Raw genomic sequence first — 13281 nt, 5'->3', positions numbered from 1 at the left:
GGAGTGAAGTATGGAGTTTTTTAGAATTCGGCGCACGATTCACTTCATGCGCTTTGACAAGATCTTCAATACGATCTCGTTCATTTCGTTCTTGATCGCGGTTTTCTTGTTGTGTACGCGCGGTTTGGCTTTCTCGATTGAATTCACCGGTGGTACCGTGATGGAGGTGACCTATCCTCAAGCGGCGCCCACGGAACAAATTCGTGAGCAAATCAAAACCTCATTAGGTGTTGAAGCGGCCGTTCAAAATTTCGGAACGGCGCGTGACGTCATGATTCGCTTGCCAATTGTTGAAGGTGAAAGTTCCGGCGAACAAGCCAAAGAAGTGATGGCTGTTTTGAATACAACTGAGCCAGAAGCCAAGATGACTCGTGTTGAATTTGTCGGTCCTCAAGTCGGTGAAGAGCTGGCGACAGACGGTTTAACTGCTTTGATCTTGGTGATTATCGGTATTGTCACTTATTTAGCTTTCCGTTTTGAATGGAAGTTCTCAGTTGCAGCCATTATCGCTAACTTGCACGACGTCATTTTGGTATTGGGTGTGTTCTCATTTTTCCAATGGGAATTCTCGCTGCCGGTGTTGGCGGCACTGTTAGCCGTGTTGGGCTACTCGGTGAACGAATCCGTGATTATTTTCGACCGTGTACGTGAGCACTTTAAGAAGATGCGCCGCATGAGTACGGTTGAGGTGATCGATTCGGCTATTACCGCGACGATGTCTCGTACGGTGATTACCCACTCATCAACCTTGGCGATGACGTTGGCCATGTTCTTCTTCGGAGGTCCGGCTTTACACTACTTCGCCTTGGCTCTTACGATCGGTATTTGTTTGGGTGTTTACTCCTCAGTGTTCGTGGCGGCAGCTATCGCCATGTACTTAGGTGTCAAGCGTGAGGACTTGGTCAAACCGGTCAAAAAAGATCAAGTTCAAGAGATGGTTCCCTAGTTTCAAACCGCTCTAATCCCATTAAAAACGGCGCGTAATGCGCCGTTTTTAATGCAGAGAAAAGGTCGGTGCTATACGCCGTACTTTTCATCTAAGGCTTTTAATTCACCCCGGAGATCCATCAAGTTCCACAGATAGTTCATCACACGTGTGTAGTCTGGATCGTCAGTCGGCATCCAAAAGCCCATGTAGTTCACTGGAGTAAGCGGTTTATCCAAGAACTGAGCGTGCAGTTGCGGATATTTCTTGGCGTAGAGCTTGGCTTCCGCATTTTCAGTGATCATGACGTCACCCTTGCCTTCGGCAATTAACTGCGGGATCTCGTAATTTTTTTCGTGCGTCAGGATCTTAGCTTTGGTTAAATTTTGCAAGACAAACTGTTCATTGGTGCCGCCCGGATTTTTAATAACCGTTACGTTCGGGTTATTGAGTTTTTCCAAAGAAGTCAGTTTGTTTTTATTTTTCTTATTAATCAAAGCCACTTTGCCAAAGGGTGCGTAGGCGGGCAAGAAATCACCGGTCACTACGCGAGCCGGAGAGCGTGTAATACCGCCTACAGCCACGTCAAACTTATTGGCGGCCATATCTTTGGCCAAATTCGACCAGCTGGAGTGCACAAATTCAACTTTCCAGCCGTACACATCGGCCATTTTTTGAACAAGTTCAATATCGTGTCCGACAAACTTCCCGTCCTCTTTCATCGAAAACGGACGGTAATCACCGGGCGTGCCGACGCGAAGGACTTTCTTTTCCATAATGTTGTCCAAACGCTCGCCGGCAAAAGAAGGAGCAACGGCGCCGAGAGCCAAAGCGCTCAAAAGGGACATAGTTAGGAGAGAACGGGAAAGATTTTTCATAGTTATCCTTTTTTTGAGGTTGGAATAATTTTTATTTTATGAGCTGGCGTTCCATAAATAGTTTTCTTTTTTTATTTCTATAAGGGGGCGGGCTTAAGGGATTTCCCGTGTTAATAGGTATAAGTTATTAACAAAAAAGGCCTGCCGAAGCAAGCCTGATTGAGTGGGAAAAACTTATTAAGGCGCTTTTTTATACAGGTCGTAAAGCACCCCTCGGATGACAGCATCTGTGGTCTGCTTACTCAACGATTCGATTGTATCGGGATCAGTCAATGGGGTTGTGTCGTATTCTTTCGGCAGTTTTTTCATTTCAGAAATCACGACATCCTTCCAAAAAGCCGGTGCTTCACTTTCTTCCCAGTATCCGCGTCCTCGGCCAAAATGAGCAACGGCTAAGTAAAGCAAAACAGCTTCCAACAAAAAGTTTTGTAAAGCGATTTTGCTCCAAGATACTCGAGTTCCATGAACGCCCTTGACTTGGTTATAGGCTAAGGCGGCACCTGCACCGCCAATGGCACCGATAACCGTACCGAGAAGCGTGCCAAGGCCCGCGCTTAATCCGCCTGTTCCGATATCGGCGGCCAAACCGGTTGCAGCTCCCGCACCGACGGCTCCGACAATAGCAGCCCCCTTAGGATTGGCCGCCGTGTTAATGGTCCAGTCTGTTTTCAGACGACGAAGGATTTCACGTTTAACGCCCGATCCTTCCAGTTGATGAGCATCAATTAGGCGCTGAGTCAACGCACAAAGGCAATCGGCCGCTCGCGCTGCCAAAGCGTTTTTAGCATCTTCAATCGGCCCGCTTTGCAGTTTCACGACCCCTAAACGTCGACCCCAATCTTTAACTTGTTCGGTAAGCGAGTAGTTGGACAACTCCTCATGATCAACGGCGAGCTGAGTCATGTAATCGGCAATCGCTTCGATGGATGTTGAGTAAACAGCACGTCTTTGTCTGCTCCAGGCCTCACGCAACGCTTCAAATGTCACTTTTTGTTCATCAGATAAGACCTCTGCGATGGCATCAAAAAGAGCAAATTCCTGAACCCAACAACGAGCAAAAGCATCCATTGGCAATACATTTTTTACGAGCGGATACTGTCCCATGTAATCCTGCCAACGCTTGAGTTCGGCCTCTTCAATATCTTGTTCGCGGGGCTTACCCATTTGGTTTAGCAACACGATGACCGGCTTGCCAATCCAAGAGAGAATTTGCATTTCAGCCGCGATGTAGGAACAAGCTTGCGGGGATTCGCTGGCGTTGACCAAATAAAGAACCACACTGCTCGTATCTCTGACATGTTTTAATGCCCGTTGATTGAGCCAAAGTGCTTTGTTAGACATACGGTCCCAGACTTCGGACATGAACCAACCAATCGGATTGGCTCTGCCTTCTAACCGTTTGGCTAAACGGACACTGTCGCCGAACCCCGGCGTATCCCACAAGACCAATTCCGAGCATCCGTCACTGGCTCTGATCAGAACGTAATCATCGTTGGTTTCGGTCACGTGTGGGCGATCGGCCACTTCGCCGATGTCTCTTCCCAGTAGAGTTCGCGCAAGAGTCGTTTTACCGATATTGGTGTGGGACACCAGGCTCAAATTGATACGCATGAGTTGTTGATCAGACATAGTTCAGTCCTAGTGGGCTTGCTGGGTCGCAAGTTTTAATTCGTCACAAGTTTGTTGATCGGGACGGATCCCGCAGTGATAAAAAACTACAGGCAAGCCAAGGCTTTCAGAAAAATTCTTCCACAATTCCTTGCGTGTATCGATCCGATCAGCAAAATCACCGAAACGTGCCATGTACGAGGACATGTCAACGAGAATAACCAATGGAGTGCTTCCCAATTTGGCTTTGATTTGTTCAAGTGCAACACCCTGGACCTCATTTTCCGGTGTTGTTGTCGCGTTCATCAGAACCCAAACTTGTTGGGATTGACTGTGAGCATCAAGCGTCAAGGGCATTTCGTCAATATCTGGATTCCAGTGATGAGTCTTTACCTCAGACAGATTAAAGCCAAGTTCCTCGGCGAAACGGTAGATACTTTCGATATTTTGAGGATTATCACTTCGGTCAGAGACTAGTAAGTCCAAAGTCATCGCTTCAGAACGCCACGTTCGCAGGATATCAGCGTAGTAACGCTCAGAAAGATCCAACGGGAAGTTCTTTTTCAGTGCATTAATTTGCAGCGTGTGTTTGAGAGCTAAAAGTAAGCGTGGAACCGCCACAAAAACCGCTAGCATAAAAATCATTCGCATCAGCCACAGACCGGCCGAAACATCCACGGCGTTGACCGATAGGCGATCAAAACGCATATTGGCAACATCAAGAATGTTGGGCATAGGGCCTAAAAAATTCGTGAAGATGCCGTATGTCAGGGCAATGATTTGGTAAACAATATCCGGGCTATTGGCAAACCACGTGCTTTCCCAACCGACCGTGTAGGCAGTGCCAACCCCTCGAAGCAAAACGCTACAGATCATTCCGAGAACAAAAAAGAGCGCGGCCAAGTGAAAAGCCCGTGCTGCGTAATGCATGACAAAAGGCTGCAGCAATGTCGTAATCGATTTTGTCAAACGGACTTGCTTAATTGTCAGAGCTTTTTCCAAAATACCCAGAGCTGATCTTAAGCCAAGAAAATCCCTTGAAGTCTTATGACGAATGCCGGATATTAGGAGCATGACATAGACGAGAATGTTCCAGAGCAACACACCGAAAAAGGGCAGCGAAAGAAGGTTGATTCTGGAACTTTCAGAAGCAAACTGGTCGGTTAACAGCCCCAAGATAAACGCAATACCTACGAGAGCGGCATTAATCCAGACCGGTGGTGTAAATCGTAATGAGGTGGGTTTTACGGCCGGATTTTTGGCCACAATCATTTTTTCAACAATGCGAGCCCTGGCGAGGAGAAAAGAAGCTGCGCTCGCATCTTCTCCTACGGCAAGTGCAGCTTGCCGTGTGGCTCTGTTGGCGTCACTGCTTTCCCAATTTAAAGTCGGTGTTTGTTCAAGCAATTTTGCTTCAGTAATGACTTCAGCATCTCTGAGGGAAAAACGCCCTTGTTCAATGTTTTTGTATGCCTCGCTCATGAATATTTATCCGCAGGTTAACTCTGTGTATTCTAATGGTTCGTGTCAGATAAAACGTACAGAAAATCAGTTAATTTAGTTTAATTGGAAAAACGTTTCCATAATTCAGACAGTTCACGAGCGCTAGCAAGAGGATCGTTTTGTCCGCAAATGGCTGAGACAACGGCAACCCCTTGAACGCCGGTTGCAGCAATTTCAGCAATATGATGGCTTTTGATGCCTCCAATAGCAACGGCAGGAACCGGGCACAATTTCATTAATTTTGCTAAACCGTCAATCCCAGTGGCCGCTTCGGCATCTGGTTTGGTTGTCGTTGAAAATACAGGTCCGACACCGACATAATCCACGACGCTTGGATCAACGGCCAACATTTGTTGCTCATTGTTGATGGAAAGACCAACAATTTTGTCCGGCCCTAGAAATTTCCGAACGATGTGAACAGGTAAATCTTTTTGTCCAACGTGGACACCGTCGGCGTTGCAAGCCAAAGCAATGTCAAGATCGTCATCAATAATAAGCGGCACCTGATAGGCATGAAGGACATCTTTTAGAGCTAAAGCACATTCGTAACGATGGCGTTTTTTCCATTGAGGCGCTCGAAGCTGAACGATGGTGGCTCCGCCTTCGATGGCCAGTTCAGCGGTTTTTACCATTCCTACTTTTTCTGTCAGCACAGGATCGAGAACCAGGTAGACAGAATAATCACAGTTTTTCTTTAACATGAGGGCTGTTTTTAAAAGTGTTTTTGCGCGATTGAATAAAGGGCGTCAAGATAGGCGGGATGAAAACTGCCTGGTCCTTGGCATTGGGCGGCCGCGGTTTCTGAGGCCCGTTTAGCCATGGCGAGTGCGGCGGCTGTTGCCATTAGAAAATTGTCGCTTTTGGCACAAAATGCCGCTACCAGAGCTGACAGCGAACACCCGGTGCCGACCACGAGAGTGCTCATGATATCGCCGCCGGTAATGCTGAAAACCTTTTGTCCGTCAGTGACAAAATCAGTTTCTCCCGTGACCGCAACAATTGTTTTGTATTTCAAGGCGAGCTCTTTGGCGCCTTCTACGGCTTGACGGCTGTCGTCTTTGCTATCGACGCCGTGTCCTCCGGCTCCTAGACCGGCCAAATTTAGGATTTCACTGGCGTTGCCCCGCACAACCGTTGGTCCGAGACTTAAAAAGTGAGCAATTTTTTCATCTCGCCATGGTAAAAGGCCGGAAGCAACAGGGTCGAGCACCCAAGGCTTGCCACAGCTCTTGGCTGCTTTAATGGCTAGTGTCATGGCAAGATTGCGGCAATCCGTCAACGTTCCTACATTAATGAGCAAGCAGTCGGCGATGGCAGCAAAATCAGCACTTTCATGTTCATCGATAATCATGGCGGGCGAGGCGCCGGCAGCTAGCAATACATCGGCTGTGATTTCCTGAACAACGTCATTAGTCATGCAGTGCACTAGCGGGTGAGTGTGTACCAAGTGCGAGCAGTATTGGTCAAAAAAACTTTTCTCAAACGGTTCAATCGTAGACATGATAAAACTCTAAAATTTAAACGCCTTGACGATACCACAACAGTATCGGGTCGGTACAATGCAAGCGAAAGAAATTTGAAACAAAAAAACACTTATGCTCGTTCATCCTCAATTTGATCCCATCGCTTTTTCTGTCGGTCCCGTCTCGGTCCACTGGTACGGCTTAATGTATTTAGTCGGCTTTGCTCTTTTTTGGTGGCTTGGAACCTATCGAGCTAAAAAAGACTCGTGGCGTCAAATGGATGCTGAAAAAGTTGAAGATTTATTATTTTTTGGAGTTTTAGGTGTAATTATCGGTGGTCGATTGGGTTATTGCCTGTTTTATCAACCGGATTTTTATTTGACGTACCCGTCTCAAATTATTCGAATTTGGGACGGCGGCATGAGTGCACATGGCGGAATACTTGGTGTGATCATTGCTATGCTTTATTTTGCAAAAACAAGATCAATTAACTTTTTCACCCTGGCTGATTTTGTAGTGCCGCTTGTGCCGTTAGGCTTACTCTTTGGAAGAATAGGCAACTTTATTAATGGTGAATTGTGGGGGCGCGTTTGCTCGCCGGAATTTGTGTTGGCAATGATTTTCCCACAAGCGGCAGACGGGTTACCCAGACACCCCTCTCAGCTCTACGAAGCGACATTAGAAGGTCTGTTGCTTTTTGTTGTTTTATGGATTTATTCAAAACGTCCGAGAACGCCTGGCAAGGTGGCCGCACTTTTTTGCCTCGGATACGGGATTTGCCGGTTTGTCGTTGAGTTCTTCAGGGAGCCGGATTCATTTTTAGGACTTCAAGCTCTGGGATTGAGTCAAGGGCAGTGGCTCTCCTTGCCCTTGATCGTAATAGGAGTCTTCGTTTGGGTGTGGGCACAAAGATCGAGTAAGCCCTAAATCTCAAGAGGTTTTTCCTGTTTGAGGATGAATTCACAGGACTCAGGCGACAGTCGCTTCATTGAGAACTCGCACCCGCAATAGAGTTGGTTGTAAAAACGGTTTAACTTTAACAGTTCACTCCGGCGCTGTTGCATTCCGCCCTTTCGCCAGTTTTTATCCCAAAATTGTGTACCGGGATAAAGTTTTTCGGCCGCCTGTCCGGCTCTGTTAATTTGTTCGAGATCCTTCCAGCGGCTGGAAGCAAGCGTAGTGGTAAAAAGTTCTATTTTTTCCTCGCTGGCGACCCTGGCGGTCTCCCGCAGTCGATAATCGAAGCAAACTTGGCATCGTCTGCCTCTTTCGGGTTCCATTTCCAGCCCCTTTATTTCTTGTCTCCACTTCGCATGATCGTAATCACCGTCAATGACACGTAAACCCAACGCTTGCGCGTAGCGTTTGAGCTCGTTTTTACGGATGATGTACTCAGAATCGGGAAAAATATTGGGATTAAAGTAAAACAGCGTTGGTTTATAGTCATTTTGCATCAGCCATTCCAAGATAGCTGATGAGCAAGGGGCACAGCAACAGTGCAGTAATACGTCAGTCATATACTCAAATTGATACGGTTTCTTTGCGGCAATTGTATACTGCACGGATTGGTTGAGGATATTTTCATATGACAACTATTGCGGAAAATATTGCCGGCGTTAGACAGCACATTCAAGCGGCATCGAACGGTCGCGAAGTGAAATTGTTGGCTGTCAGCAAAACATTTCCTGTTGAATCGATTGCAGAAGCTGTTCGAGCCGGTCAGCGATGTTTTGGGGAAAACTATGCCCAAGAAGGGTCGGCTAAAGTTGAGTTTTTCAAAGAACACTATCCGGATATTGAACTTGAGTGGCATTTTATTGGTCCCCTTCAAGCCAATAAGACTCGTTTAGTGGCCGAACATTTCCAGTGGATAGAAAGTCTCAGTCGCCTGAAAATTGCTCAAAGGCTCAATGAACAGCGGCCCGCTCACATGCCGGCAATCAATGCTCTTGTCGAAATCAATATCGATGATGAAGAAAGTAAAAGCGGAATTGCTCCGGAGGCGCTCTCTGATTTTTTAGCTTCGGTGTCGTTCTTGCCCAACATTCAGTTGCGAGGCTTGATGTGTATTCCGAAGGCGGATGCCGATGAGACGGAAAAAAGACAAACCTTTGCAAGAATGAAAAAAATTTTCGAAGACTGCCGAGCTAAAGGGTATGCATTTGACACCTTATCGATGGGAATGAGTGCAGACTACGAAGTCGCTATTGAAGAGGGCAGTACATTGGTTCGGGTGGGCTCGGCCATTTTCGGAGCCAGAAATTATTCTAAAAGTTAGGAGGATGTCATGGAAAAAAGAGTCGCAATGATCGGAGGCGGAAATATGGCTGGTGCCTTGGTGGCAGGATTGGTGGCTGCAGGTTATCCGGCTGATTTGATTGATGTTATGGATCGTAACCAGGCCAAATGCGATCGGTTGCAGAAGGACTATGGCGTCAATACACACCTAAAAGCAGGAGAATGGTTGAAAGCTGCCGAAGTTGTTGTCTTAGCCGTCAAACCTCAGGGACTTTCTCAAACGATTTCACAATGCAAAGAATTTTTTAGCGAAGGGGCGCTTTATATCTCGATTGCGGCGGGCATTCGAGTCAGTGATATTGCCAGGTGGCTAGGTAGCTTTAACCTTGTTCGCGCCATGCCGAATACGCCTGCATTGGTCAAAGCCGGTGTTGTCGGTTTGTATGTGCCCGATGCTGCGCTCGCTCAAAAAGAAATCGCCCAAAGCATCCTTTGTGTGATGGGTGAAATTATTACTGTTCAGAGCGAAGAGCAATTGGATTTGTTGTCGACGGTTTCCGGTTCTGGCCCTGCCTACGTGTTTCGCTTTATTGAGGCATTGGAAGCGGCAGCGATCAAGCGCGGCTTTGATCCAGAAAAAGCTCGTGAAATGGCGATCCTTACGGTTTTGGGGGCGGCCAAGTTGGCTGTCGCCAGTAACGATTCGCCGGCTCAGCTTCGGATAAATGTCACCAGTAAGGGCGGAACAACCGCAGAGGCATTAAGAGTTATGGATGAGCATCAATTCATGGAAATGATGGATGAAGCTGTCCAGGCCGCCTACGACAGAAGCCAAGTCCTGGCTGATGAATTAGGAAAGTCATAACAAAAAATGGCGGGCAACGATGCCCGCCATAGAATTCCGTTTAATTAACGGCGGAGACTGAACTGACTGGTGGCAGATTCAGCGTTTTACAGCCCTCGAGATTTAGACTATTAACTGCAGTTTTAATGGCTTCAATAGCCGGCATTCGATTAAAGCTTTTTCTCCAAGCAATAATGACTCGACGAGTGGGAACAGGTTTTTCAAAGCTAACCGCCTTGACAAGGTCGTCGCCGCATGTTTCTTTCAGCGCTGAACTGGGTAATACCGTAATTCCCAATCCTTGTGCGACCATATGATGAATCGTCAAAAGCGAGGAGCCTTCAACAGTTTTTTGTATGGCGGTAATGCCGTTTTTACGGGGTGTTGACTCCGGACAGGCTTCAAGAATTTGGTCTCGCAAGCAGTGTCCTTTACCTAAAAGCAAAAGTTTCCCCGAACGAACCTCATCGCGATGAATTTCAGAGCGTTGCGCCCACGGATGATCATGGGGAACGGCAACAACAAATTTCTCATCGTACAGAGGCATAAACATAAGGCCCGGCTCACTGATCGGAAGTGCCATAATGGCAACGTCAATTTCTCCGGCTCGTAGTTGTTCGAGTAGATTAGCCGTGTAATTTTCAGACAAAATCAACGGCATTTTGGGGGCCAGATGGAGCATTTTGTGAACTAAGCCCGGCATCAGATAAGGGCTGATGGTAAAGATTGCCCCCAGACGCAATGGGCCACAAAGAGGGTCTTTCCCCTGTACAGCCAACTCTTCAATACGTCTGACATCGTCCAGAACTTTTTGAGCTTGTTCGACAATACTTTCACCGACTGGCGTCAGAGAGACTTCTTGAGAACGCCGCTCAAAAATGTGTACCCCCAATTCTTCTTCCAGTTTTCTGACGGCGACAGATAATGAAGGCTGAGAAATGAAACAGGATTCAGCCGCACGTCCAAAGTGTCGCTCTCTGGCAACAGCGATAATGTATTTGAGTTCTGTGAGAGTCACTTATGCCTCCAAATAGTTTTCGTATCCGCTAAACCAACGCTTCGCATGACGGTTGGCATTCTCAGGATCATCCTTTAGCCACTGGGTGGCAAAGTCCCTGGCTGATTCCAATAGAGACGAGTCGTGTTCCAAATCGGCAAAACGCAAAAGCGGAACGCCGGATTGTTTGGCTCCCAGAAATTCTCCGGGACCTCGAATTTCCAGGTCTCTGCGGGCAATTTCAAAGCCATCGTTGCTTTCTCTGATAACTTTTAGACGCTCTCGTCCGGTATCGGACAGTTCTCCGTAGAGTAACACACAAAAACTTTTCTGGGCACCCCGTCCGACCCGTCCCCTTAATTGGTGAAGCTGAGCCAAGCCGAAACGTTCCGCATGTTCAATGACCATTAATGTGGCATTGGGTACATCCACTCCTACCTCAATAACAGTAGTAGCCACTAGTACGTCTAACTTGCCCTCTTTAAAGGACTGCATGATTTTTTGTTTGTCCTCTGCGGGCAGGGCGCCGTGGACCAGACCGACTCTAAGATTGGGCAGTTGAGTGGTGATTTCCTCGTATGTTTGAGTGGCGGCGGTTAAATCGATTTTTTCACTTTCTTCAATGAGCGGACAGACCCAATAGACTTGTCTGCCTTGCGCGACCTGCTGGTTAATCACCGACATGACTTCGTGCTTGCGATTAAGGTTGACTAATTTTGTGGTGATGGGTTGCCTACCGGCCGGTAATTCGTCAATAACGGAAACATCGAGATCGGCCAGATAGCTCATGGCCAATGTTCTGGGGATTGGCGTTGCAGATAGCATGAGCAGGTGCGGTAATCGGTTGTCCTTGGTTTGTCGGAGTGCTAAACGTTGTTGGACGCCGAAGCGATGCTGTTCATCAACGATGGCAAGCCCCAAGTTGGAAAATTGCACACTTTCTTGAATGAGGGCGTGTGTTCCGACTATCAGTTGAGCTTCTCCGGAGCGGATTGACTGAAGACTGTCATTTCGTTCTTTTGTTTTTTGTTTCCCGGCAAGCCAAACAATCTTAATGCCAAGTGGTGTTAACCATTGAGCAATTTTTTCAAAGTGTTGCTCGGCAAGAATTTCTGTCGGAGCCATTAATGCGGCTTGAAATCCCGCATCAATACAAAGTGTGGCAGCCAACGCTGCAATAACAGTTTTCCCGCTTCCGACATCCCCTTGAACCAATCGGTTCATGGGAACAATTTTTCCAAGATCCTTGCGAATTTCTTCAAACACTCTCGCTTGTGCTCGGGTGAGAGAGAAAGGTAGTTCTTCAAAAAGTTTATCCGTGACAGGATGTTGGCTGGGTGCTATTTGCGGAGCCCGATAAAGGGCTTTCAGTGCACGTGAATGCCGAAGAGCGATTTGTTGGGCGACCAACTCGTCAAATTTGAGTCGAAGCCATGCGGGATCTGTTCTTTCATCCAAAGCCGAAAGACTCGCTCCTACCGGCGGGTGGTGAATGTAGCGGAGAGCTTCAGCCAAGGGCGGCAGGTTTAGCTCTTTTAGTATTTCAAGAGGAATCAGGTCTTTAATTTCCACATCCAGCAGGGCACGGGAAATTCGCTTTCTGAGCCACGTCTGAGTGATACCCTCACCGGCCGGATAGACAGGCGTGAGTGTTGTTGGCAACGAAAGGCCGTTTAAAGCGTTGCGGATTTTTGGGTGAAGCATTTCTAACCCCAAAAAACCTTCGCGCACAGGGGCGTAAAGTCTGACCTTTTGTCCGACCGCAAGCTGCTTGCATTGAGAGGGGTAAAAATGAAGCAGTCTAACGGTAACAGTTCCACTGCCGTCGGCGACAATAGCCTGAAGTTGCTCTCCGGAAGGGCGGCGGATTCGCTCGGATCGCACAACACTGCCTTCGCATTGTTGTGTTTGACCGGGTTCTAAGCGGCCAATCGGAGTAAGGCTGGTTTCGTCCTCGTAGCGAATTGGCAAATGCAAAACATAATCCCAGTCTTTGTTAAGACCGAGTCGAGCTAACCGTTCCGATAAAGGAGCGAGTTTTTCACCTTTTTTGCGAGGATAAGACGCCAACGGCATGGCACTACCTTAATTAGATAAGGGCGATTGCTTCGACTTCAACCGCACCGCCCTTAGGTAAGGCTGCGACAGCAAAACAGCTTCGGGCGGGGAATGGGGCGCTGCAATACTCTTGCATAACAGCGTTAACAGCGGGGAAGTTCGCCATGTCAGTTAAGAAAATGGTGATTTTCATAACGTTTTGCATAGAGCCGCCAGCGGCTTCAACGATCGCTTTGACATTTTCAAAGGCTTGACGAGCTTGAGCGGTAAAGTCTTGCGGTAGTTCACCGGTTACGGGATTAATTCCCAATTGACCGGAGGTGAAAAGATTGGCGGCACCCTTGGTTGCCTGAGAATAAGGACCAATGGCTGCGGGAGCTTTATCGGTGTGGATGATTTCGTGAGCCATAACGCTCTCCTATTACTGGAAGTTAAAAATTAGTTTTTTGAAACAGCAACGCTAATTCTAACGTTTGAACGGACTGTTAAGTAAGAAAAAAGGGTACTGTTTTTTGTCAAAAAGTGAGTGGAATTTGACTTTGATCGTTATGCCTTTTCTACGTGTTTGAACAGTTTGGTGTAAACTTCGGGTTATTCCCAATGGGTGTCTGACTTCAGGCTCTCTAAACTGCACGCCAATTCGGTAGTGTCAGACGTGAGTTTGTCGATGGCACGAATGGAGAAAGATATGTTTTGTCTTTAAGCATTTTCGTTTCGGGCTTCTTATGACGACCGAGACGTTCTGTCGTGCTTAAAGACTTGACTTA

13 protein-coding genes are annotated in these 13281 nt (G+C 47.4%); 4 read left to right on the top strand and 9 right to left on the bottom strand.

Features of this window, described 5'->3' with window-relative positions:
- Positions 1 to 10 precede the first annotated feature (10 nt).
- Positions 11 to 946, top strand: a complete 936-nt coding sequence (gene secF / locus NW199_RS05605; protein WP_249091460.1) for a protein translocase subunit SecF — start codon at positions 11 to 13, stop codon at positions 944 to 946.
- 71 nt (positions 947 to 1017) lie between these two features.
- Here secF and NW199_RS05600 read toward each other — a convergent pair whose 3' ends face one another.
- The 5 genes from NW199_RS05600 to thiM all read right to left on the bottom strand — a co-directional run bounded on the left by NW199_RS05600 (position 1018) and on the right by thiM (position 6415).
- Complete coding sequence (locus NW199_RS05600; protein ID WP_258333900.1) at positions 1018 to 1803, bottom strand: transporter substrate-binding domain-containing protein; 786 nt, start codon at positions 1801 to 1803, stop codon at positions 1018 to 1020.
- 177 nt (positions 1804 to 1980) lie between these two features.
- Positions 1981 to 3432, bottom strand: a complete 1452-nt coding sequence (locus NW199_RS05595) for a GTPase domain-containing protein (RefSeq protein ID WP_258333899.1) — start codon at positions 3430 to 3432, stop codon at positions 1981 to 1983.
- Positions 3433 to 3441: 9 nt separating this feature from the next.
- Positions 3442 to 4893: a DUF2868 domain-containing protein gene (locus tag NW199_RS05590; protein ID WP_258333898.1), complete on the bottom strand. Its 1452-nt coding sequence runs from the start codon at positions 4891 to 4893 to the stop codon at positions 3442 to 3444.
- An 80-nt stretch (positions 4894 to 4973) separates the two neighbouring features.
- Entirely contained in the window at positions 4974 to 5615 is a 642-nt protein-coding gene (gene thiE, locus NW199_RS05585) for a thiamine phosphate synthase (RefSeq protein WP_258333897.1), read from the bottom strand.
- Positions 5616 to 5626: 11 nt separating this feature from the next.
- Positions 5627 to 6415 carry a hydroxyethylthiazole kinase gene (thiM, locus tag NW199_RS05580; RefSeq protein ID WP_258333896.1) on the bottom strand — a complete coding sequence of 263 codons (789 nt, stop codon included), beginning with the start codon at positions 6413 to 6415 and terminating at the stop codon, positions 5627 to 5629.
- A 94-nt stretch (positions 6416 to 6509) separates the two neighbouring features.
- Between thiM and lgt the strand changes: the two genes are divergently transcribed.
- Positions 6510 to 7304, top strand: a complete 795-nt coding sequence (gene lgt / locus NW199_RS05575; RefSeq protein WP_258333895.1) for a prolipoprotein diacylglyceryl transferase — start codon at positions 6510 to 6512, stop codon at positions 7302 to 7304.
- On the opposite strand, the gene NW199_RS05570 is transcribed toward lgt, so the two are convergent.
- Positions 7301 to 7894 (bottom strand): epoxyqueuosine reductase QueH, encoded by a 594-nt coding sequence (locus NW199_RS05570; RefSeq protein WP_258333894.1) that lies wholly within the window; start codon positions 7892 to 7894, stop codon positions 7301 to 7303. The genes lgt and NW199_RS05570 overlap by 4 nt on opposite strands.
- Before the next feature lie 68 nt (positions 7895 to 7962).
- On the opposite strand from NW199_RS05570, the gene NW199_RS05565 reads away from it, so the two are divergent.
- A complete protein-coding gene (locus NW199_RS05565) occupies positions 7963 to 8655 on the top strand; it encodes a YggS family pyridoxal phosphate-dependent enzyme (protein ID WP_258333893.1) in 693 nt (230 codons plus the stop codon).
- A gap of 9 nt (positions 8656 to 8664) precedes the next feature.
- Positions 8665 to 9480 carry a pyrroline-5-carboxylate reductase gene (gene proC, locus NW199_RS05560; protein ID WP_258333892.1) on the top strand — a complete coding sequence of 272 codons (816 nt, stop codon included), beginning with the start codon at positions 8665 to 8667 and terminating at the stop codon, positions 9478 to 9480.
- Positions 9481 to 9520: 40 nt separating this feature from the next.
- Here proC and NW199_RS05555 read toward each other — a convergent pair whose 3' ends face one another.
- Genes NW199_RS05555 through NW199_RS05545 form a run of 3 tightly spaced genes read right to left on the bottom strand, consistent with a single transcriptional unit; the run spans position 9521 to position 12923 of the window.
- The gene (locus NW199_RS05555; RefSeq protein ID WP_258333891.1) at positions 9521 to 10477 is read right to left on the bottom strand and encodes a hydrogen peroxide-inducible genes activator; all 957 of its coding nucleotides are present in this window, start codon (positions 10475 to 10477) and stop codon (positions 9521 to 9523) included.
- The gene (recG, locus tag NW199_RS05550) at positions 10478 to 12532 is read right to left on the bottom strand and encodes an ATP-dependent DNA helicase RecG (RefSeq protein WP_258333890.1); all 2055 of its coding nucleotides are present in this window, start codon (positions 12530 to 12532) and stop codon (positions 10478 to 10480) included. It lies immediately after the preceding gene.
- 13 nt (positions 12533 to 12545) lie between these two features.
- Complete coding sequence (locus tag NW199_RS05545; RefSeq protein WP_258333889.1) at positions 12546 to 12923, bottom strand: Rid family detoxifying hydrolase; 378 nt, start codon at positions 12921 to 12923, stop codon at positions 12546 to 12548.
- Positions 12924 to 13281: the final 358 nt, after the last annotated feature.

The organism is Parasutterella secunda, assembly GCF_024733725.1.
Taxonomy (GTDB): Bacteria; Pseudomonadota; Gammaproteobacteria; order Burkholderiales; family Burkholderiaceae_F; genus Aphodousia; species Aphodousia faecalis.
The sequence above is the reverse complement of the archived record's forward strand: the minus strand, read 5'-3'. Positions and strand labels throughout refer to the sequence as shown.